Genomic DNA, 22,833 nt, shown 5'->3' on the forward strand with positions numbered 1-22,833 from the left:
AGACGGCAAGGACATAACACGCCAATATAACAATGTCGCAAAAACCCCTGTATCTACACGCGGACTCTCTGCCATACAGACAAAACTATCCGGATAGACGCGTATTTCGATGCATAGCGTCGCCTCAAAGTATCGGCAACTGCCCGAAAAATCCGTTAATTTATTGTTCAGCCTCGCATTAAGTAGTACTCGCTATCGCAAAACCGTGATTAATATACAACATTCCGCGCCATTTCAGCGACATTAGCGCGAGACTTGTTTCGCCCCATCGGGAATAGGCAATAAATAACGTTTCCCAGATCACAAAACGAGCACAAGGCCAGATCGATGAAGCTTCCCGGACACGCAGCAATTCTGGGTATTCATCACAAGAAGATCGTTACATTCCTTGTCACTCTTCTGGCCGGAAGCACCGCGCTTTCTACCATTGCCGTTGCTGATACGGAAACGAAACATAATCATCTGAGTACAAAAAAACGCAATACGGCACACGCCCCTCATGACGCCACGAAGCAGGCCTCCGATAGCGTGGCCGTCAAGGCAGCAGCCCTTTCTGCTCCCGTAATGGCTCCACCCTCTGGCACAGAGACGCTTTACGTTACCGGAACACGACTCACACAATCGCGCCTCACCAATGTCATGGCCGGTTCGACCCTGAGTGCAGACCAGTTGCAGCGGCGCGGCTATCTCGATCTGGGCCTGGCCCTGCTGCGTGAAAATCCGGCGGTAAGTGTTGGCGACAATTCGCCTCTCGGCACCCAGAGCGCGTTCGGTGCGGGGCAATCCTTCGTCAGTCTGCTCAATCTCGGGTCACAGCGCACCCTTACCCTTGTGGATGGCATGCGTATGGGAGGCGGCGCCACTGCCTCGATCTATGGTGTCGGGCCGGGTTCCGAAGTCGATATCAGCGCCCTGCCGACATCATTGATCAAATCGATCGATACGCGTCTCGGAGGCGCTGGCGCCGCCTATGGCGCCGATGCCGTGGCTGGCGTGATCAATTACGAACTCGATGATCATTACAAAGGGGTCTCGCTCAACGCGCAGGGAGACTGGTCGCAGAAACTCGACAACGCGGCCGAGAAAATCGCCTTCAAGGCAGGAACAGGGTTCGACCATGATCGTGGCGGACTGGTTTTCGATCTCGAATACCGCAATCAGGCGGGTATGCTCGCCAGTGACCGGCCTGACAGTTTTGGCGAGAATGCCGTTATCTATCATCGCGCCGCGCTGGGGCAGAATTCACCCTATACATTCGTGCTCGGCCCGGGAACGCGCTATATACAGAATTCGCTGACAGGCATGCCCACCCTGACGGGGAATTACGGCGATCTTCCTGTCTACGGGGGGCTATACGGTGCGACCTATGCCGGGCTTGCCGATGCGGGGATTGCAAGCGCAAACGGCACACCTCTGGTTTTCAGCCAGAACGGCCAATCACTCGTCCCGTTCAACAGCGGCACACTGCTCAAGGGGGATAATGCGCTGGGTATCGGCGGTGACGGATTGGCCTTGCGCAATTACATCCAGATGCGCACGCCCTCTGACAGGCTCAATCTCACGCTTCTGGGTCATTATGATCTGACGGATCATCTCCACGCCACTTGGCAGGGCTGGTATGCCAGAGGCAGTTCATCGAACCAGGTCAATAACGGCACCTTCAGCAGCGCTGCCTTCAATGATGCCCTGACACCCAATAGTAATGGTCCGCTAAGCAGCAGCTATTTCACTGAAGGGGTGGTGAATGGCCCGCTCGCGCTGAGCACCGACAACCCCTATCTGACCAGTGCAGAAAGCAGCACCATCAAAAACGCCCTTGCCGCGAATGGTCTGCCGACTGACCAGTTCTATCTGAACCGCCTCAACCAGGATCTCGACACCGGCTATTACCGCACCACTCTGCAGATGTTTCGCTTTCAGGGTGGATTGCATGGTGATTTCAGGGCTTTGAACCGCAACTTCAAATGGAAGATCAAGGGCGAGTATACACGCTATACCAATGTGACCACCCAACCCTCTTTGGTCATACCCAATCTGGTCAATGCTCTGAATGCCGTGCGTGCCGCCGATGGAACGATCGAATGTGCACCCGGTTATGAAAGCGCCCCCATTGCCACACGCAGCGCCGTCTGCGCGCCCCTGAACCCGTTCGGCTATAACCAGATGAGCCAGGCAGCACGCGATTACGTGACAGCGATCTCGCGTTCATCAAACCGCAACACGCAGCGCGATCTGCAGGCTGAAATCAGTTCTACCGTTTTCAGGCTTCCTGCTGGCGATATACGCTGGGATCTTGGTTACGAGCACCGGCGCGAAGCCTATCATTTCAGTCCCGGCACTTATCTGAGCGGCTGGGAACAGGCAGATGGCACGGTGCTGCAATATGGCAATGATGCCGTCATTCCGGCCACGGGCGGCGCCTATCATACCCATGAGGGCTTTGGCGAACTCGATGTGCCGCTCGTCTCGCCCGGCATGCATGTGCCCGGCATCTATCATCTTTCGCTCACAGCCAATGGGCGCCTGACCTATAACAGTATCACCGGTGCCTATTGGACCTATATGGCGGGCGCATCCTGGTGGCCGATGCGCGATTTCGGACTGAGCGGCAACTACGCCGTTTCCGTGCGTAATCCATCTGTCGGTGAACTCTATTCACCACGTTCGACCACCTATGAGAGCGGAACCGACCCCTGCTCGAGCGCCAGCATCACGTCCGGCCCCAATCCGGCCCTGCGCGCCGCCAATTGTGCAAAGGCAGGCCTGCCCCGGAATTTCACGTCAAACTTCGAATCCTACTCTTTGCCGGGATCAACGGGCGGTAACGCGCATCTGCGCAATGAACATTCCAGAAGCTTCACAGGCAGTCTCGAATTTCGCCCCCATTTCATACGCGGTTTCGACATGAAGGCCTCGTTTGTCGATGTGAAAGTTGCCGACGCCATTACCTATCTGAGCGCCAGCAACCTGCTCGCTGCCTGCTATGATTCCGCCGATTATGACAGCAATCCGTTCTGCTCGACCTTCAAGCGTAATCCCTCAGGACAGATCACCTCTTTCCAGTCCGGCTATTATAATATCGCCAGCTATGAAACGCAGGCGCTTCAGACGACGCTTGATTATATCCTGCCTCTCAGACGCCTCGGCCTGTCCGATAATTTCGGCACGGTCGATCTGCAGGGCAATTACGTTCATTACCTCAAAAGCCAGCAGCGTTACCTCTCCACCACCTATCTGCTGGCGGGAAGCACGGCGTCGCCCAAGGATAATTTCACGCTCAACACCACCTGGCAGCGCGGCGCGCTCACGGCGCAATGGCAGACGATGTGGTACGGGCCGAGCCTTTTCATGCTTCAGGTGCCCTCCACACGTTACGAGGCCAATAAGCGCCCGGCCTTTGCCCAGTTCAATCTCTCGCTCGGCTACGAAATCACGAAAAACCTTTCAACGAATTTCGTGATCAACAATATCACCGATGCCCTGCCGAAAGATTCCGGCATCTACAACCTCACCCGTTACTATGAAGCCCTGATAGGGCGCAGCTTCCAGATGCGTATCGGCGCCAGTTTCTGACGCCGCCGCAAGGCAAACTCATGTGTCGATGGGGCGGTTCGGGCTTTATCCCCGGCGACGCCTGTCGACGCGATAAAAGATCAGCGAGGCCATCCAGGCCAGCACGAAGAGGCCGATCACGATAAAGCCGATCTGGTTGAAACTGTCACTCACCAGTGAAACGAGCTGCCAGAAACGCCCTTCGAAGCCGATCTTGTCTCCCAGCAGTTTCAGCGTTTCGATGCTGCCGATCCCGACAGCCACAATGACCGAGATCAGGGTGATGATGATATTGTAGCGCAGCTTGCGCAGTGGATCGACAAACGCCCAGCGATAGGCCCCGAGCATCAGCACGCCATCAGCCGTATCGATCAGGGCCATGCCAGCTGCAAAAAGCGCCGGGAAGATCATGATGGTCGCAATCGAGACGCCATGACTGGCCTGAGAGGCAGACAGGCCGAGCAGGGACACCTCCGTCGCCGTATCGAAGCCCAGACCGAACAGGAAGCCAAGCAGCACCATATGCCAACTTCTGGAAACGAGCCTGAAAAGCGGCGTCAGCAGACGGGCCAGCACTCCCCCCTTGGCCAGCAGCGCATCGATATCAATTTCCTCAACCGCACCGCCAGACTTCACATGACGCCAGGCACGCCAGGCGCCACGCAGCACGATGAAATTCGTTATCGCCAAGGCAAACAGAAAACCGGCTGAAATCAGCGTGCCGGTCACGCTGCCGATATCACGCCAGGCGCCAAAACGATCCTGCATCGCCTGAGACAGCAATGCCGTTCCCAACGCCGCCAGCACAACGATAAGAGAATGACCGATGGCAAACCAGAACCCGGTCAGAAGTGGCTGACGCCCCATCTGGATGAATTTGCGCGTTACGTTGTCGATTGACGCGATATGATCGGCATCGACTGCATGACGCAGGCCAAAACCATAAGCCAGCAAGGCATTGCCCAGCAGAAGAGGCCTGTCACGCAGCAGCAGGAAACTCCAGATCCACAAGCCCAGATTGGCCAGTATCAGACACAGGCCAAGGATCGAGATACGCAGGCGCAGGCTTTTCTCAGGCGGGTTTATCTCCCCGCTCACCATCGTCATGAGCGCGTCATCCCTGTCCTGTGGCGCAAGGGGCTTGCGAACGCGTGATTGAACAAAACCTCGTCTCCAGCTGCCGGATCGTCCCGTCCGGCTGCCACGGCAGCAAAGACGAAGGCAGGTCTCCTGGCTCGCGGGTCGTCATATCCTGCGCCTTCCCGGAAGCACGCTTCCAGTGGCCCGAGCAGGAACTCGCCGCTCACAGTTGCGGGGACAGCTGCCGCCGCAAGCCCGATCCTGAGCGGATCTGCCGGCCCGTTCGGCATTCCCTTTTCACTCGCTTGCGCGAGACCTTCGACAGAGACGGAAGTAACCACTCACAGCCCTGAAAGCCAAGCCAATTCCCCTGTCTGATGCGCTGTTTTCTGCGCTGCATCGCCATGCCCCTGCCTTCGTTGACAGAATTTTTCGCACAAAAAATCACGCAACCATCCCGCGGCTCGGCCTTTCTGAAACCATGCAGATCACCCGACCGTGAGGCCGGGGGTCCCCAAGAAAGGAGCTATTACGATGAGCCTTTATCGGACAATCAACCCGGCAACCGGCAAGACCGAGCGCGAATTCGAGCTTCACACCAAGGCCCAGGCCTTCGAGAAACTCGAGGCTGCCCACGAGTTCTATAACAGCGACTGGCGCCATCGCAGCTTTGACGAGCGCAAGGCCATTGTGCTGAAGGCTGCGGAAATCCTTGAGCAGAACAAGGAAAAATACGCACGCCTCATCGCCATCGAAATGGGCAAGGTATTGCCGGAATCCATCGCGGAAACCGAGCTTTCTGCAAAAATCCTGCGCTACTACGCCGAGAACGCTGAGAAATTCCTCGCTCCGCGCGAGATTGAGGTCGCCAAGGGACGTGCCACCGTGCTGAGCCAGTCTCTGGGTGTCATCTACTGCGTGGAGCCCTGGAACTTCCCCTACTACCAGCTCGCACGCGTTGCTGGCCCGAACCTGATGGCAGGCAATGTCGTGCTGGCCAAGCACGCACCCGGCGTGCCGCAATGTGCGCTCGCCTTCGAGGCCCTGTTCCTCGAAGCCGGGGCCCCCAAGGGTGCATGGACCAATCTCTTCATCGACAACGATGTGTCTGAAGAGCTGATCGCCCGCCCCGAAGTGCGCGGTGTTGCCCTGACAGGGAGCGAGCGCGCGGGCAGCGCGGTCGCCGCCCAGGCGGGCAAGGCGCTCAAGAAGACCACGCTTGAGCTTGGCGGTTCCGATCCGTTCATCGTGCTCGAAGACGCCAATCTGGATGAGGTGATCCCCAACGCTGTTGCGGGTCGCATGTCCAATAACGGTCAGGTATGCACAGCAGCCAAGCGCATGATCGTGCATGAATCGCTTGCCGACGAATTCGTCCGTCGTCTCTCCGATGCCATCGCCGAATTCCGCTATGGCGACCCGCTGGAACAGGGCGTGACCCACGGGCCGATGAGCAGCGAAAACGCCATGAAGCTGGCCCTGAGCCAGGTCGAAAAGGCCGTCTCCAACGGTGCCAAGCTGGTCGTGGGCGGTAAGCAGCTCGACCGCGAAGGCTTCTTCATGCAGGCAGCTCTGCTGACCGGCGTTACCAAGGATAACCCGATCTTCTACGAAGAGATCTTCGGTCCGGCTGCCATCGTCTACCCCGTGGCTGACGATGATGCCGCCATCGCACTGGCAAATGACTCGCCCTACGGTCTGGGTGGCTCGATCCATACCAGCGATGTCGAGCGTGGCCGCAAGCTGGCCGAGCGCATCGAAACCGGCATGGTGTTCATCAACGAGCCGACCGGCACCGCTCCCGAGCTGCCCTTCGGTGGTGTCAAGAATTCCGGCTATGGCCGTGAGCTTTCTTCGAACGGGATCGAGGAATTCGTCAATCACAAACTGATCCGCTCAGCCTGATTGATGATCCGGATATCAGGGGTTTTCACCCCTGATATCCTTTGCCACGGAACTAAACCTCACGTTTTCGCGATGAACACAAGCAGGCCGCGGGCCGCGCTTTTTTCCTTCTCCCGCACGAAGGTGTTCATCATGACGACTTTCCCCAAGCCCCCTTTCGACACCCCTCTCCAGGACCGTATCCCCGGTCAGACCGAGGCCATGACCCCGCTGCCTGATCATGGCGAAAACAGCTATGAGGGTTCCGGACGTCTGACGGGCAAGATTGCCCTTATCACGGGTGCCGATTCCGGTATCGGTCGTGCTGTCGCCATCGGCTTTGCCCGCGAAGGCGCCGATATCGCCCTCTCCTTCCTTGCCGAAGAAGAAAAAGACGCAAAAGAGACGGCGCGCTGGATCGAAAAGGCAGGCCGCAAGGCGCTTCTGCTCCCCGGCGATCTGAAATCACGCGAAATCTGCAAGACCGTCGTGGACGAGACCGTTGCTGCCTTTGGGCGCATTGATGTCCTCGTCAACAACGCTGCCTTTCAGGTCGAGCGCCTCGCCTTGGAAGATATCTCCGAAGACGAATGGGATAACACTTTCGCCACCAATATCGGTGCGACCTTCCGCCTCACACGCCATGCTGTCGCCCATATGAAAAGCGGCGCCTCGATCATTCATACGATCTCGGTCAATGCCGACAGCCCCAAGCCGCGTCTCCTGGCCTATTCAGCGACCAAGGCCGCCATCCAGAATTTCAGCGGTGGTCTCGCCCAGCTTCTCGGCGAGAAGGGCATCCGTTCGAACACCGTCGCCCCCGGCCCGATCTGGACCCCGCTCATCCCCGCGACGATGCATGGCGATCATGTGCATGAATTCGGTGCCGACACACCGCTCGGGCGTCCTGGCCAGCCTGTCGAGCTGATTGCCCCCTATGTGATGCTCGCCAGCGATGAAGCCAGCTACATCTCGGGCGCCACCATCGCCGTGACGGGCGGTACGCCGGTTATCTGAGTATCCGGGGCTCCGCCCCAAAATCCCGCCAAAGGGCCGTCGCCCTTTGGAAACCCTCTATCAGGGATGAAAGGGGCGTGCCCCTTTCCGGGGGGCGGGGCAGCGCCCCGCAAAAACCACGTTCAGCGATGGCCGTTGATCAGCTCGCTGGCCAGCCCGTCTTCATGATAGACAATCTTCAATGCTGTGATGATGGCGCTCGTATCCGTCGCGACCGCACGGTTATTGTTGATGTCGTAATAGAGATCGCCAGCAAGGCTGGGCAGATTACCGTCGAAAATCAGACCGACAGCCTTGCCCTCGCGGCTGATGACCGGCGAACCGGAATTGCCACCCACGATGTCGTTGGTCGAGACGAAATCGAGATGCGTCGACGGGTTGACTTCACCCTTGGCGTCGAGCCAGCGCCTGGGCAGGGCGAATGGCTCGCTGCCAGTAGCATGATGGTACATCCCGGCGAAATCGGTGAAGGGCGCCACATCGACACCGTTCTTGCGCCAGCCCTTGACCGTTCCATAGGAAAGACGCGGCGAGAACGTGGCGTCAGGATAGAGCGTATCGAGACGCCCATCAGCCTTGGCCTGAGCAAAGCGGGCACGGGCAATATCACCCTGGGCCTTGTGCAATGGCGCAGTGACCTCATTGCGCATCTGCTCACGCAGCGCGGCATAGCTTGGGTAAAGCTTGCGGACGAAAACGACCAACGGATCATTCGAGGCCTCGACAGCCTTCAGACCGCCCTTCCATAGCGCCAGACGCGCCGCCGGATCGCCCATTTTCGTGCCCTTGATCAGACGGGCAGCGAGTTCATCGGGGGCATCGTTGCCAAGCGCCAGGTGCACGAGCGCATCATCGGCGCCGATGGTCTGACGCAAGCTTGTCAGACGCAGTGCGAAGAGAGCGGTTTCGAGTTCGGGATAAAACGGCTCCTTTGCGCCAAGCGCCGTCTCGATCTCGCCAAGCTGCGCGTCATGAAACCCGGAATGACGCTTGGCGTCGGGCTTGCTGCGTTCGTTCGCGCCCTCCACCAGAGCCATGACATTATTGACCGCCCCACCGAAGACCATGCTCAGAGCGAGATTGCGCGTGAACAGATCTTTTTCGAGGGCAATGGCCTGATCGACCGCCTTGAAAGGCTCGCCATAAGCCGATTTTCTGGCCGGATCGGCGTCAATCCAGGCCTGAAGGTCAGCATCCTCTTTGGCTCGACGGGCAATGATATCGCTCGATTGCAGCGCCGATTGCGTGCCGGAAAAGGATTTCAGGGCGTTCTGGACACCGAACAAAATGTCTTCAGCCTGTTTGGCGTGCTCGGCGCTCTCGCGCCCATACTGCCACAACATGCCCTCGCGCACCGAATACAAGGCAATAACGGTCGGGTTGATCACGTCACGCTGAAAAGCGAGAGCCGCCGCCGGAAGGCCTCGCTGCGTGCGCCCCGGATTACCGGATGTGAAGACCAGATCATCCGCCTTCGGGCCTGCCGGGTCGAACTGCAGATAGGGCGTATGGACCGGCTTGCCGCCCTCATAGACACGCAGCATCGACAGATCGATATCATAACGCGGGTAATCGAAATTATCGGGGTCACCCCCGAAAAACGCGATGCCCTGCTCGGGCGCCATGACCACGCGCACATCCTTGTAACGGCGGTAGCGATAAAGCGCAGTCTGTCCACCATGATAGAGCGAGACCATGTCGCAGCGCCAATGGGCGTCATCGCCACCGACGCAGTCTTTGGTAAGCTTGCTTTCGACTTCCTGAAGGGCCGCAGCATAGGCCGCGCCCTGCTTGCCCTTTGTGGCGTCGGCTACGGGGCCGGAAACATCCTTCATCGTATCAAGACGGTCGAGTTCCATGCCGGGGCACTGACGCTCGTCTGCCAGATCCCTGGTCGTGAACCCGTCACGGAAATAATCGTGATCCTTGTCAGACAGGGCTGCGAGACAGGAATTGGCGCAGTGGTGATTGGTCATCACCAGCCCGTCGCCGGACACGAACGAGGCCGAACACCCTTCTGCCAGACGCGCCGATGACTGGACCACGTGCTGGATCCAGCTGGCATCGGGCGTAAAGCCATAGCTTTTCTGCAAGGCGGCTTTGGGAAGGTGGTCGAAGGTCCACATGCCTTCATCCGCATGTGCCGTGCCCGCAAAGGCGACAGCACCGACAAGCGCAGAGGAAAGCAGCAGCGGGGATCGTTTGAAGGACATGGCTCGAAACTCGCGACTGGATAATGATATAATGTATCAATCCATATCACGATGCGATTTGCAACCGGGCGAGAACGCATCGTCTTGCCGGAGTGCCGTCACCAGACCGCCGCCGCGACCCGCGACGGAATCCGGCGCCCTGATCGATCCTCTTTATATCGAGACCGCAACATTATGATTTTCCCTGTCACAGCAAGGGAAGAACTCCATGACAAATTCATGACAGCGCCGGAACGGGCAGACATGATGGCAATATCCTGCCCGCCCGACCCGATACCCGCCTGGAAAGAATGAAACAGTTTTTATAAAGTAGTTACATGACGTTTCAGAATTTACAGGGGACCTTTTCCGTCATGGCCAAGGACAATGCGCCTTAATGACCATCAACAGAGGGCGCAGAATGATGCTCGTCTCGCTTTGAAATCACGCCGGACATGAAGCGAATTCAATTTATCCGCGACAAATGAGAGAATTCGCAAGTGCTTTATCATTCCTCTTCTCTCAAAATACGACGAAGCGGGAGTCAGGATTTATCGAGCCTTCGCGCCCTGAAATACTCTATCAAATACCGGAAATAATACGACATATTGCCATAAAAGCTTAACTTTACTCTGACAGCCCCAGTAACGCTTTTGCGACCCGTTACATCCAGAGACGTGTCGGAGAGACCGGTGAAAAGACTTGCCCTGTTCCTCGTTGCAACGACTGCCTGCACGCCATTCGTGAGCCGGAGCGCCGAAGCAGCCGCTTCTCCCGAGGCGCAGGAAGTCACCCAGAAAAAAGCCGACAAGGCGACCGCACTGACGAAGAAGAACAAATTCGTCAGACCGTCGGACGACGCCGAACAGGTGGTCGTGACCGGTACGCGTGAGAGCCACGTCAAGGCGCGTCAGAGCATCAGCCCTGTCGTCGTGATTTCGTCCAAGACGCTTGAGCGTTCAGGCGAACTCAACGTCGCCAATGCGCTGACACGGACCTATCCGTCCATCACCATGAGCGCACGCGGGTCGAACACGAACTCGCTCGTTTCATCCATCCAGATGCGTGGTCTGGGCCCCAATGAAACGCTGGTTCTGGTCGATGGCAAGCGCCGTCATTCCACGGCCAATATCGTGCAAAAGCCCGGCCCGCAATTTGCCTCCTCGGGCGTCGATCTGAACATGCTCGCGGGCAACATGATCGACCATATCGAGGTGCTCGAAGACGGTGCGGCGGCCATGTATGGCTCTGATGCCATCGCAGGCGTGGTCAACATCATCACGAAGAAAAAGGATCACGGCCTGACACTCAGCGGTCAGGGCGGCGCCAATGCCTATCTCGGCAGCGGTGAACAATACCAGCTCGACGCCGATGGTGGCTTCAAGCTTGGCAAGGATGGCTATGTCCATCTCGGTGCCCAGTTCTACCAGACGCAGCACGCCATCGCCTGGGGGCCGGACCACGCCCTGCTCGGCTACTGGCCCGCTGGTGCCGACACCAAGAATTATTTCGTGGGCGTCAAGCCCGGGTCAGAGAGCTGGCGCGGCCGCAAGACCGATTATCTGAGCACGCCCAAGGAAACGCGCGAGACCTTCGCCCTGAATTTCGGCAAGCCTCTTGCGGCGGGCGTCGAGCTTTATGGTCAGGCCACGCTCGGCTATCGCCATGCAGAAATGATGGCCTATAAATATCCCTATGTCGTACCGGCTGCCGGCATTTCCGAACTGCGTCCGATTACGGGCGATGACGAACTCGATTACGCTGCAGAGCTGGGCCTGAAGGGCGAGAATCTTTTCGGTTTCGACTGGAATCTCTCCACCGTCTATGGCGGCGATAATTCACGCATCAGCATTCGCGATGTCGTCAATCTTGGCCAGCTCGCCCGCACCGGCTATTCGCCAAGCAAGTTCTGGGATTACACCCAGAAAAACACGCAATGGACGAATAATCTCGATCTGCGTCGCGGCTTCAAGATCTGGTCCATGCCTGTCAGCCTCGCTTTCGGCGGTGAGCATCGTCTGGACTCCTACCAGATCATTTCAGGCAATCCGGAATCCTATCTCGATGGCGGCCCGGTCGAACATGCCGGTATTCCTCCGCAATCGGCTGGCACCTGGTATCGTAATATCTACTCGGCCTATGTCGATGCGACATTCCGCCCCACGCGCAAGCTCTCGATCGATGTGGCCGGACGGTATGAATATTACACCGACACCGACAACACCGAGAACGGCAAGCTTTCGGCACGCTACGATTTCACCAATCGTTTCGCACTACGCGGCACCATTGCCAACGGCTTCCGCGCCCCGACGCTTCAGGAATCGCATTTCAGCCGTCTGAACATTTTTGCAGGCACAGGCAGTGTCGGCGGTCAGCTTCCGGTTGAATCGGCCGCTGCGCGCTCTCTTGGTGCGCAGGGCCTGAAGCCGGAGCGCTCGGTCAATGCCAGCGCCGGCTTCACCATGGAGCCTGTGCGCGGCCTGCATGTCGAGACAGACGTCTATCAGATCAATCTGCGGGATCGTATCGTTCAGGGTGGCACAGTGCGCGGCGCTCAGGCGCTCGATGCCATCCGCTCCTTTGGCTTCGACGTCTCCCCGACGGCCACCAACGCTGCTGCCTCTTCAGCCTATTTCCTTTCCAACGGGGCGAGCACCCGCACCCAGGGTCTGGACATCAAGGCCGATTATCTTCTGCATCTGCATGAATACGGCAATGTGGCCCTTATGGCGGCCTTCAACCTCAACCGCACACGCCTGCATCACAACGGCATCTCGACCATTGGCAAGCCGCTGCTCAACGACCAGACCATCGGCTACATCACGACCGCAACGCCCCGCAGCAAGATCATCCTCAACGCGCTGTGGACCATCGGCAAGTGGGACGTGAATATCCGCCAGAGCCGTTATGGCGAGACCACCAACATGATGACCTATCAGGACTGGACGCCTGCCTCGGCTACCTGCCCCGGCGGCGGTGCGCTGCGCTACTCCACGACCTGCTTCGGCCAGTTCAAGAACACCCCTCGCTGGCTGACCGATCTCGAGATCGGTTACAAGATCACCTCGCGTGTCCATGCGACGATTGGCGTCAACAACGTGTTCAACGTGCGCCCCCGTCGTCTGCCCGGCAATCTCGTCCCTGCCGGTGGCTCGATGTATGACCAGTTCTCCAATCAGGTGCCGTTTACCGGCGGCTATTATTTCGGCCGCATCAGCGCCAGCCTCTGACCTGCTCCCTTCAGCGGTCTGATGAAGCCGGGGGTGGAAACACCTCCGGCTTCATGCGTTCTGACGGCACGGTTTCCCCCGGCAGCACCGTGTGTTGACACGTCGGCCTGCCGCGCATGATCCTCTGCGCCGCAGAGCGATCTGCCTCATAAATCAGGAGAAAATCCATGTTCAGCCATATCGTGATCGGCAGCAACGACCTCGATGCCTCGAAGGCTTTCTATGACGCAACGCTTGGTGCGCTGGGCTGTCCGCCTGCGCAGGTCGATGGCAAGGGTCGCCTGCTCTATGTGCATGATGGCGGCAGACTGGTCGTGACCAAGCCCATCGATGGGGCGCCTGCCTGTGGCGCCAATGGCGGCACGATCGGCTTCTCCGCCAGCTCGCCGGAAGCCATCGACGCTTGGCACAAGGCCGGTCTGGCGCATGGTGGCGTCGCGATCGAGAACCCGCCTGGCCCGCGCGAGACCCCCATCGGCACGCTTTATCTGGGCTATCTGCGCGACCCCTCAGGCAACAAGCTTTGTGCCCTTCACCCGATGGGCTGAACCGGTCTTTGCGCTTCTGCTGCCTGCTGCGGCCCATCGGTGAAAAACCGGGCATAAAGCAGCGGCAGAACGAGCAGGGTCAGGAGGGTTGACGTGATCAGCCCTCCAATCACGACAGTTGCCAGAGGCCGCTCTACCTCGGCCCCTGCACTGGCAGAAAATGCCATCGGGAAAAAACCGAAACTCGCGACAGAAGCTGTCGCCAGCACCGGACGAAAACGCGCCTTCGCTGCCGCGAAAGCAGCCTCGGCGGCCGCCATGCCCGCATGGCGAAAATCGCGTATCTGGCTGACCAGCACCACGCCATTGAGAATGGCGACCCCGAACAGGGCGATGAAACCGATTCCGGCGGCGATGCTGAAAGGCAGCCCTCTGAGTGCGAGGGCATAAATCCCCCCTGTGGCGGCAATGGGCAGGTTGATGAACACAAGCAGTGCCGCGCGCGGTGTGCCAAGCGCCAGAATCAGAAACACGAAAATCAGGAGAAGCGCGATCGGCACGACCATGCCCAGACGCTTCATCGCTGAGTCGAGATTGCGGAACTGCCCCGCCCAGGTCAGGCGATAACCCGACGGCAGAACCAGCCCTTTTGAGACTTTCGCCTGAGCCTCAGTCACGAAGGATTTGACATCGCGCCCCCGCACATTGGCCTGCACGACCACGCGGCGGTGCAGGGAGTCCCTGTCGATGCGGGCATTGCCCTGCTCGACCGAGAAACGGGTGACATCCTTCAGCAGAACCCAGCCTCGCCCGTCTTCACGACGCACCTGCAATCCGCCAATGCGCTCGGCGGAAGCCGTTGCCCCCTCGCGATAACGGATCTGCGTCGGCACCAATGCATTATCCAGAATAACCGGCCGACCGATATGCCCGCCAATGGCCTCGATGGTCGCGAGAATTTCCGGTACGGCAACACCCAGACGTGCCGCCGCATCGCGATTGACGTCGATATGCAGATAGGGAACAGTCCCCTCGCCCTGTTGGGCCACATCGGCTGCGCCGGGAATGGATGCGACCATACCAACGACCTTGCCCGCCAGCTTGTTGAGCAATGTCAGGTCATCGCCATAGATCGAAATGGCAATCTGACTACGTACCCCGGAGAGCATGTCATCCATGCGCATCTCGATCGGCTGTGTCCAGGAATAGGCCGCATCGGGCAGATCATGAGATAGCCTGCTGCTCATGGCGGCAACCAGCTTCGCCTGAGTCATCTCCGCCCGCCACGCGCTGCGCGGCTTGAGAAAAACGAAACTGTCGGTCTCGTTTGTCCCCATCGGATCGGTTGGAATGGCAGAGGTGCCGGTATTGCTCACCACTGTTTCCACCTCGGGAAACTCGCGCAGGATCTGCTCCTGCCTCGTGACGGAACGCAGCACGGTGGGCAGCGAGGCACTCGGCAGCCGCATCGATGTCACGACAAGGGCGCCCTCTTCCAGCTGCGGCACGAATTCGCCCCCAAGACGCGACGCCAGAAGCAGGGCCAGCACAAACACCGCCCCTGTCGTCATGAAAACAGTCTTTGCATGTGTGGCACACCAGGCCAGGGCGGGTTCGTAGACGCCGCGCAGCCGGACGACGAGACGCGTCTCCCGATCCTGGCGGGCATGACGCAGCGCCAGAGCCGAGAGAACAGGCACGACCACAAAGCAGTACATGAGCGAGGTCAGCAGCCCCATGATAATGGTCTGCGCCATCGGCCGGAACATTCGGCCCTCAACCCCCTGCAGGGTGAGTATGGGCAGATAGACCATGATGATCACGAAAATCGCGAAGCTGACCGGACGCAGCACTGCGCGCAGCGTATGCACGGCAAGGCTTTCCAGCGTCTCGCCTTTCTCATTCCGGCTGCGCTCGACCATCAGATGCTCGACGACAACCAGAGAACCATCGACGATCATGCCGAAATCGATAGCGCCAAGGCTCAGCAGATTGGCCGATATGCCAAACAGGCGCATGCCGACAAAGGCGGCGACGAGCGACACCGGAATAACCGAGATGATCACCAGAGCGGCCTGCCAGTTACCCAGCACGAAAAACAGCGTGATGAAAACCAGCGCCGCACCGAGCAGGAGATTTTCCTTGATCGTATGCACGGTCTCATTCGTCAGGGTCGATCGGCTGTAGAAAGGCTCGAGTGTCACACCCGGCGGCAGGGAGCGGCTTATATCCGGCAAGGCCCGGTTGATGGCAGCGAGCGTTGCATTCGAGCTTGCGCCTTTCTGCATCAGCACCACGCCATTGACGATCTCGCCCTGGCCATCACGCGTCACCGCACCGAGACGCAGTCGGGCGCCCAGGGACACCGCCCCCAGATCGCGCAGCCGAAGCACGACGCCATTGGCGCCCATCGAAACCGGGATGGAGGCGAAATCGGCCAGAGATCCTACCAGCGCCCGCCCAACCACGATCTGCTGCTCGGCCTGCTGCGCAATCCACCCGCCCCCGGAAGAGGCATTATTGCTCTCGATGGCCGCATAGATACGCCCAATGGGAATGTCATGGGCGCGCATACGGGCCGGGTCGAGTGTCAGTGTATAGGTTTCCTCCGCCCCGCCATTGACGTTGACCTCAGCCACGCCTGGCACAAGCCGCAGCTGCGGCGCGACCGACCATGTCATCAGGCGATTCAGCGCCAGAGGGGAATAATGCTTATCCCCCCTGATCTGGATCTGCATGATCTCGCCCATACCCGTGGCGAGCGGCCCCATGGAGAGGCTGACAGGAACGGCAATACTCTCACGCGCCTTCTGCAGCCGCTCATTTACGCGTGTCCGATCCAGATCGAGATCGGAATGCTCATCGAATTGCAGATAGACAACCGAAACGCCCGTGCGCGAGACAGAACGCAGGTCCACGAGATCAGGCAAACCGGTCAGGCTGGCCTCGAGCGGAAAGGTGATCTGCTTTTCGACCTCCTCGGTGGCAAGGCCGGGTGCGGTTACAGAAACCAGAACCTGCTGGGGCGAGATATCGGGCACCGGCTCTACCGGCAGACCGGGCACGACAAGGAGCCCTGCCAGAACCAGCAAGGTGCAAAGCGCCAGAACCGCCAGTTTGTTGGCTTGCAGAAATTGCCACATGGCCAGGTCAGTCATCCGCCATGGAGGAAAGCAGCGCCATGGATTTCAGCGTGAAACTGCCCTCGCCCACGATCTGATCGCCTGCATGGACCGCCCCAGCAATGACGGCGCTTTCCTCATTCTGCTCGATGATCTGCACCTCGACCGGCAGGAAATGCGTTGCGTCACGACGCAGGAAAACCACGTCGTGACCATCGATCTGCTGGAGTGCAGCCCTGGGCACGATAAGCCCCTTGCTGCCCGCGCCGCTCTGAAACAACGCGTCGAGCATCATGCCCGGCCTTATGGAAGCAGGCGGTTTGTCGAGCGTGCAGACCACCCGCACCAGCCCAGTCGACGGGTCGGCAAGACCGGCAATCGTCCCGATCCTGGCAAGGAAAACGGGTGATTTCTCCTGCCCTGCGAGACGAAAAATTGCCTCTGCCCCGGTTGCGAGCTGGGCCGCATCCTCAGGCGAGATATCCGCCACCAGCCACAGGCGTGAAAGATCGACCACGGTCACCAGATTATCGCCTGCAGTGACATCAGCGGCCACAGCCGTGCGCACGGTCTGCACAACGCCATTGACCGGGCTGATCAGGTCTGAAGCCTCATCCTGCACGACCCGCTCCGTGACCGAGGTGAACTCCTCTGTCTGACGATGATCGAGCGTTGCCAGATCGGCCTGACGCGCTGTCACCAGGCCGCGCTGCTGTTGCAGCACCATCCGCCGACGCTCGAGCTCTCCGGTCGAGACGGCACTGCCAGCGAGCGCCAGACCGCGCTTGTAGAGAAGACTGGCTTCGGCCTCACCGGCACGGGCGGAGTCGAGGGCCGCCACGACCTGTTCGCGCTGGAGATGAAGCTCATGCAGGGAATGATCGGTGTAGGAAATCAGCCTCTCACCCAGCGCCACGCGCTGGCCGGGCGTCACATGCACTGCGGTGATCTTGCCACTTCCGGCCGAATGGATATCGATCACCCGGCTGGTATCCGCATCGACACGCGCCATGGCCGCAATCTGATGGAAAAGCGTGCCCTGAACGACAGGCAGAACAACAACATGCTCGTTGCGCTGGGCCTCTGACGACAGCTCGAAAACATGACGCCAGGGCTCATCGGCCCTAGCCTCGGGCACGACAAGGGCGCCAAGCAGAAGCAGGGCGCCCGAGATCAGGACCGGTGAGAGCGAAAGCCGCATCCTGCGCGTTCCTGTCAAAGATATTTCACGAGACGGGCGAATTCCTGCACGGCATCTTCACGGGTGATGCCGCCATCGGCCATAGCCTCAACAATGCAGTGTTCGACATGATCCTGGATCAGGCTGCGCTTGGCATTGCGCAGCGTGTTCTCGACGGCCTGTATCTGCTGCGCGAGATCAGCGCAGCTGCGATCGGCCTCGATCATCTCGAGAATGCTCTCGAGGTGACCACGAGCCTGTTTGAGGCGAAGGGCAATCTGCTTGTGCTTCTGAACGCTCATGCGATCCCCTATACCCTAGGGGGGAGGGTATAGGGAAGCAGCATTTGCGATATCAGCGGTAGTCAGCCCGCTGTTTCGACCACAACGATTTCAGAATCCTCATCAGCGAGAATCGTGAGCGGCCCTTCATCGCGAATGGCTGCGCCATCGCGTGGCTTCAGCGCCAGATCACCGAGCCTGACCGCCCCGGAGGCCAGAACGGCATAACCCGACCATCCCGGCTCGAGCGCCCAGGAAAGCGTCTCGCCACGCCTGATCGTCGCGGCCTTGACGCGCGCCGTGGCATTGATCTTCAGCGCGTCCTCGTCACCTGCCACACCGGAGGCAAGCGTCACCAGACGATTGTCGCGTGCCTCGACCGGGAAAGGCCGGGTGCCCCAGGAGGGCGCGTGACCGCGACGGTCAGGCATGATCCAGATCTGGAACAGCGTTGTGGTTTCGCTCTCCAGATTGGCTTCGCTATGCACGATGCCCGTACCCGCTGACATGACCTGAACCTGCCCCGCCTCGGTGCGCCCCTCATTCCCCAGGGAATCCCGATGCGAGATAGCCCCGCGTCGCACATAGGTTATGATTTCCATGTCGCGATGCGGATGAGAGGGAAAGCCGCTATCGGGAGCGATCTCGTCATCGTTCCAGACCCGCAGCGCCCCCCAGCCCATGCGATCGGGGTCATGATAACTCGCGAACGAGAAATGATGGGCCGCCTTGAGCCAGCCATGATCGGCATGGCCCAGAGAGGCGAAAGGACGATAGTCGATCATGAGAAAATCCTTTTCCTTTGATGCGCTCACCATAGGAAAACCGGACAGAGTCAAGATATAGAAATAATGGAAACAGATCGGTTCCATTTCATGACAACACGCCTGCCGGATTTCGAAGCGCTTGCCATCTTTGCCCGCATTGTTGAGCTGGGGTCGTTCAGCGCTGCGGCCCGCGTTCTGGGCCTCTCGCGCCCGACAGTCTCGAAGGCGATAACCCGCCTCGAACAGGCGACAGGCACGTTCGTCTTCAACCGGACCTCACGCAAGCTCGCCCTGACCGAGACCGGTCATCGCGTTCTGGCTCATGCCACGCGCATTCTGGGAGAGGGCGAGGCCGCCGAAGCCGAATTGCGCCGGGCCGTTCACCACCCACACGGCCTGCTGCGGATCACAGCCCCCATTTCTTTCGGGCTCAGCCATGTTGCGCCGCTCCTGCCGGATTTTCTGGCGCGGTTCCCTGATATTACCCTGTCGATCACTTATACGGATGAACAGCTAGACCTGATTGAAGGCGGGTTCGATATCGCGGTCAGGATTGCGGCTCATGCCCCTTCATCACTGCGTGCGCTTCGCCTTTGCCGCATCCCCCTGCTGCTGGTCGCCTCGCCCGGCTATCTGACCCGGCATGGGCGGCCGTCTCATCCCAGAGATCTCAGGCAGCATGAGGGTTTTCTCTATACGAGCAATCAGGCTGGCAATTTCCTGCGCATGAGCTGCGAGCGCGAAACCCTTCAGGTCGAACCACCCAGAACGCGCTATAGCGCCAATAATGCCGAGGCGTTTCTGCCCGCCCTTCTGGCGGGGCACGGTATGGGCATCTTTCCAGAATTCATGATTGCAGCCCCGCTTGGTGACGGCAGGCTGGAAACCGTGCTGCCTGACTGGCGCTTTCCCGAAACCGAACTCAGCCTGCTGACGCCGCCGGGCCGCTCTCACCCGGCGCGGGTCTCGGTTTTTCTTGACCATATAGGCAATATATTACGAAAAAAACCATGGATTTAATCCAGCCGATTTTACTCAAAGGGGGGCTGATTTCCTTCGACCACAAGTGCTAATATCAACTCTGATTATTTTTGATAGAATAGAGAACAGAAAACCATGTCGACAAACCAGAAGGGAGAAGTTTCACCCAGCTTTGCTCTCACGCGGCGCATCGCAATGCTTCGCAAGAGTCAGGGGCTTAGTCAACAGCAACTTGCCGATGCGCTAGGGGTCTCGCGCTCTGCTGTTGCTTTTTGGGAAACAGGCCGCGTCGGTAGTCTGCGTAAATACATCCCCAAGCTTGCTGTTCTTTTCGATGTATCGACCGAAGCCTTTCTGACAGGCATGGTCGAAGAAGATATCCCGGCTGTTCTCACCCCGGATGAAGACGATCTTCTGCGCCTTTACCGGCAACTCGACCCTGAACTGAAATTGACTGCGCAAAAATGGATGGAGCGTCAGGTCCATAAGCAGGCGACGGCAAAACAGGCAGAGGAAGGCGACAGCGCCATCTGATAGAGCCGGGGTCATGGGCAAGGCGGAGCGCCTCAGTCCGCCAGCCGGGTGACCTTGCCCTCCCGGTGATTAGAGCGGCTTGCCGTTGCCCGGCCCCGATCCATTCACACCGATGAACGAAAATGGATCAGACGACCTCACGCGTGGACGATTCATCGCGCCCGCGAAACCGCCTCTGATAATGCGCGTCATAGAGCGCGCTCTCTCTCGCCATGGATGGATCGAGCGCGCGGCCCACCAGAATGAGGGCCGTGCGTGTCTCGGGTTCGACGGCCATGATCGCAGCAATCTCGCCAAGTGTCGCCTCGACGCAACGCTCATCCGGCCAACTAGCGCGGGCAACAACCGCTACAGGACAGGTCGGGCCATAAAAGGGGAGTAGGCGCGTCACCACCTCATCGAGCCTGTGTATGGCGAGATGGATGGCAAGGGTCGCGCCAGTTGCTGCAAACGCCTCCAGCGTCTCGGCCTCCGGCATCGCTGATGCCCGCCCCGAAATTCGGGTCAGCACCAGACTCTGCACCAATCCAGGCACTGTCAGTTCCCGCCCAAGAAGAGAGGCAGAGGCTGCATAGGCCGGCACACCCGGGGTCAGTGTGTAAGGAATATTGTGCCTGTTCAGGCGCGCCACCTGTTCAGCCACGGCGCTGTAGATCGACAAATCGCCCGAATGCAGACGGGCAACATCCAGACCGTCATGATGGGCCTGAACGAAAATGGCCTCGATCTCGTCCAGACAAAGCGGCGCCGTATCAACCAGTCGGGTTTGGGGTCCACAAAAACCCAGAACATCACGCGGTATGATCGATCCGGCGTAAAGGCAAAGCGGCAGTCGTGCCAGCAGGTCACGCCCGCGCAGGGTCATGAGATCGGCGGCCCCCGGACCGGCGCCGATAAAATGCACGGTCATGCAGCAGACATCTCGGTAGCGATCGCTGCAAAGGCACAGGTCACCCCCTCTCCGGCGATACGCGCCCCCAGAAGCTGCGCATGCGGGCCCAGTGCCGCCAGCGCGCAGCCCTCGGCGATCGAGCCGAACCCCATGGTGATACGCGCCCGTTCGGAATGGGTAAGACAACGCGGCTGGGCCGAAGCCAGCGCCAGAAGATCGACAATGGCAATCGGCAGGTTGAAAAGCTGGGCAACAGCCTGGACCGCAGCGTGATTCTGCCTGAAGGGCGGCACGGCAAAACTCTGGGGCAATCCCCAACGCTCGACAGCCTGCTGTACCACCGCAATCATAGCCTCTGGCGAGGCATCGAGCTTGCAGCCCAATCCCCCGATAATCATGTTTTGACAGCCTGATACTGGGTTACTGTCATAGCGGGCCTGAATCCAAACACATTTCCTATCGGTCCTAGACGCTCTACGCCGATGCGCGATAGCGCACCGCCCCACGCTTGAAAAGCCTGGAAAAGCCTCTGCTCACCCTCGAGCGTTACAGCGTTAGCCACCAGACGACCACCGGGTTTCAAGGCAGACCAACCCGTTTCGAGCACGCCCGGCACACCAACACCCCCACCGACAAACACAGCGTCGGGCGGCGGAAAACCGGGTAGCGCGCAGGGCAGCGCCTGCTGTTCCACGTGAAGCTCCGGCACTCCCAATGTCTCGGCATTACGCTGAATGCGCGCTGCACGCGCCGCATTACGTTCGACGGCAAAGGTACGATTGGCGGGGTGGCGCAGCATCCACTCGATACTGATCGACCCAGACCCAGCCCCCAGATCCCACAAGACCTGCCCCGGATGAGGGGCCAGGGCTGAAAGCGTGACAGCACGGATCTCCTGTTTGGTGATCTGCCCGTCATGCTCGAAAAAATCATCCGGCAGGCCGCTGCTCAAGGGGACAAGCCGCGCCCCGGCTTCGGCCACGATCTCGACCGCCACCATATTGAGACGGGCAACAGGCTCCGGCATTGCCTCGCAGGCGCGCAGAGTGCGCAGGCTTTCGCGGGGGCCATCGAGGGCCTCAAGCAGATGCAGCCTGCTCTGGCCGCATCCACGTTCGGTCAGAAAGGCCGCCACCCGGGCGGGTGTCGTCTCGTCAGCAGAAAGCAGCATCAATCGCGCATTGGGCTGAAGATGCGGCACAAGATGCGAAAGCGGGCGCCCACACAGGGAAACGACACTGATATCCTGCGCCGACCAGCCCAGTCGGGCGCAGGCAGCGGTCAGGCAGGAGCGCCCGGGCAGGACATTCATCGCCTCGCGCCCAAAATGCGTGACAAGCTGTGTTCCCGCCCCGAAAAAGAACGGATCGCCGGAAGCCAGAACAACCACCTTCCTGCCCTCATACCGTTCGAGCATCTGCATGGCCTGCGCATAGGGCGAGGGCCAGCACTGCTGCTCGGCGTGGCTTTTCCCCTCGATCAGGGCAAGATGACGCCGCCCCCCCATGATGAAGCAGGCTTCGGCAATTGCCCGTTGCGCCTGCCGGGAAAGCGCCTCAAACCCGTCTTCACCAAGCCCTATGAGGGTAAGCCAGGGCGTGGCGCCTGAGTGAAAAGCAAGAGAAGGCAAACG

At 59.4% G+C, this 22,833-nt stretch carries 16 protein-coding genes and 1 riboswitch; of the genes, 7 read left to right on the forward strand and 9 right to left on the reverse strand.

The features are described from left to right. Positions 1-327: 327 nt before the first annotated feature. The gene (locus AA105894_RS01830) at positions 328-3,573 is read left to right on the forward strand and encodes a TonB-dependent receptor (protein ID WP_267310236.1); all 3,246 of its coding nucleotides are present in this window, start codon (positions 328-330) and stop codon (positions 3,571-3,573) included. Between the two features lie 45 nt (positions 3,574-3,618). On the opposite strand, the gene AA105894_RS01835 is transcribed toward AA105894_RS01830, so the two are convergent. Further along, the gene (locus AA105894_RS01835) at positions 3,619-4,659 is read right to left on the reverse strand and encodes a HoxN/HupN/NixA family nickel/cobalt transporter (RefSeq protein WP_267310237.1); all 1,041 of its coding nucleotides are present in this window, start codon (positions 4,657-4,659) and stop codon (positions 3,619-3,621) included. A gap of 96 nt (positions 4,660-4,755) precedes the next feature. Then, a riboswitch (cobalamin riboswitch) is annotated at positions 4,756-4,967 on the reverse strand. A 199-nt stretch (positions 4,968-5,166) separates the two neighbouring features. On the opposite strand from AA105894_RS01835, the gene AA105894_RS01840 reads away from it, so the two are divergent. Together AA105894_RS01840 and AA105894_RS01845 are read left to right on the forward strand one after the other, a co-directional pair. After that, positions 5,167-6,537, forward strand: a complete 1,371-nt coding sequence (locus tag AA105894_RS01840) for an NAD-dependent succinate-semialdehyde dehydrogenase (protein WP_267310238.1) — start codon at positions 5,167-5,169, stop codon at positions 6,535-6,537. Positions 6,538-6,669: 132 nt separating this feature from the next. Further along, a complete protein-coding gene (locus tag AA105894_RS01845; protein WP_267310239.1) occupies positions 6,670-7,533 on the forward strand; it encodes an SDR family oxidoreductase in 864 nt (287 codons plus the stop codon). Positions 7,534-7,655: 122 nt separating this feature from the next. On the opposite strand, the gene AA105894_RS01850 is transcribed toward AA105894_RS01845, so the two are convergent. Further along, on the reverse strand, positions 7,656-9,746 hold the full coding sequence (locus AA105894_RS01850) for a S46 family peptidase (protein WP_267310240.1): 2,091 nt from the start codon (positions 9,744-9,746) through the stop codon (positions 7,656-7,658). 671 nt (positions 9,747-10,417) lie between these two features. Here AA105894_RS01850 and AA105894_RS01855 point away from each other — a divergent pair. Next, positions 10,418-12,955: a TonB-dependent receptor plug domain-containing protein gene (locus tag AA105894_RS01855; protein ID WP_267310241.1), complete on the forward strand. Its 2,538-nt coding sequence runs from the start codon at positions 10,418-10,420 to the stop codon at positions 12,953-12,955. 167 nt (positions 12,956-13,122) lie between these two features. Next, positions 13,123-13,503 (forward strand): VOC family protein, encoded by a 381-nt coding sequence (locus AA105894_RS01860; RefSeq protein WP_267310242.1) that lies wholly within the window; start codon positions 13,123-13,125, stop codon positions 13,501-13,503. On the opposite strand, the gene AA105894_RS01865 is transcribed toward AA105894_RS01860, so the two are convergent. The 4 genes from AA105894_RS01865 to AA105894_RS01880 form a co-directional block, all read right to left on the reverse strand. Then, the gene (locus AA105894_RS01865; RefSeq protein WP_267310243.1) at positions 13,488-16,586 is read right to left on the reverse strand and encodes an efflux RND transporter permease subunit; all 3,099 of its coding nucleotides are present in this window, start codon (positions 16,584-16,586) and stop codon (positions 13,488-13,490) included. The two genes, AA105894_RS01860 and AA105894_RS01865, sit on opposite strands and share 16 nt — an antisense overlap. A 7-nt stretch (positions 16,587-16,593) precedes the next feature. Further along, positions 16,594-17,766 carry an efflux RND transporter periplasmic adaptor subunit gene (locus AA105894_RS01870; RefSeq protein WP_267310244.1) on the reverse strand — a complete coding sequence of 391 codons (1,173 nt, stop codon included), beginning with the start codon at positions 17,764-17,766 and terminating at the stop codon, positions 16,594-16,596. Between the two features lie 14 nt (positions 17,767-17,780). Beyond that, complete coding sequence (locus AA105894_RS01875; protein ID WP_267310245.1) at positions 17,781-18,047, reverse strand: metal-sensing transcriptional repressor; 267 nt, start codon at positions 18,045-18,047, stop codon at positions 17,781-17,783. 62 nt (positions 18,048-18,109) lie between these two features. Next, a complete protein-coding gene (locus AA105894_RS01880) occupies positions 18,110-18,811 on the reverse strand; it encodes a pirin family protein (RefSeq protein WP_267310246.1) in 702 nt (233 codons plus the stop codon). A 66-nt stretch (positions 18,812-18,877) separates the two neighbouring features. Between AA105894_RS01880 and AA105894_RS01885 the strand changes: the two genes are divergently transcribed. Together AA105894_RS01885 and AA105894_RS01890 are read left to right on the forward strand one after the other, a co-directional pair. Continuing rightward, positions 18,878-19,813, forward strand: a complete 936-nt coding sequence (locus AA105894_RS01885) for a LysR family transcriptional regulator (RefSeq protein ID WP_267310247.1) — start codon at positions 18,878-18,880, stop codon at positions 19,811-19,813. A 96-nt stretch (positions 19,814-19,909) separates the two neighbouring features. Beyond that, a complete protein-coding gene (locus AA105894_RS01890) occupies positions 19,910-20,308 on the forward strand; it encodes a helix-turn-helix domain-containing protein (RefSeq protein WP_188426779.1) in 399 nt (132 codons plus the stop codon). 127 nt (positions 20,309-20,435) lie between these two features. Here AA105894_RS01890 and cobM read toward each other — a convergent pair whose 3' ends face one another. Genes cobM through cbiE form a run of 3 tightly spaced genes read right to left on the reverse strand, consistent with a single transcriptional unit; the run spans position 20,436 to position 22,830 of the window. Further along, positions 20,436-21,218, reverse strand: coding sequence for a precorrin-4 C(11)-methyltransferase (gene cobM, locus AA105894_RS01895; RefSeq protein WP_267310248.1), 783 nt, complete (start codon positions 21,216-21,218; stop codon positions 20,436-20,438). Continuing rightward, complete coding sequence (locus AA105894_RS01900) at positions 21,215-21,598, reverse strand: cobalamin biosynthesis protein (protein ID WP_188426777.1); 384 nt, start codon at positions 21,596-21,598, stop codon at positions 21,215-21,217. The genes cobM and AA105894_RS01900 overlap by 4 nt, the downstream gene beginning before the upstream one ends. Further along, positions 21,595-22,830: a precorrin-6y C5,15-methyltransferase (decarboxylating) subunit CbiE gene (gene cbiE / locus AA105894_RS01905; RefSeq protein ID WP_267310249.1), complete on the reverse strand. Its 1,236-nt coding sequence runs from the start codon at positions 22,828-22,830 to the stop codon at positions 21,595-21,597. Before cbiE ends, AA105894_RS01900 begins: the two co-directional genes overlap by 4 nt. Between the last annotated feature and the right edge of the window lie 3 nt (positions 22,831-22,833).

It is taken from the genome of Asaia spathodeae NBRC 105894 (assembly GCF_025994195.1).
GTDB classification, from domain to species: Bacteria; Pseudomonadota; Alphaproteobacteria; order Acetobacterales; family Acetobacteraceae; genus Asaia; species Asaia siamensis.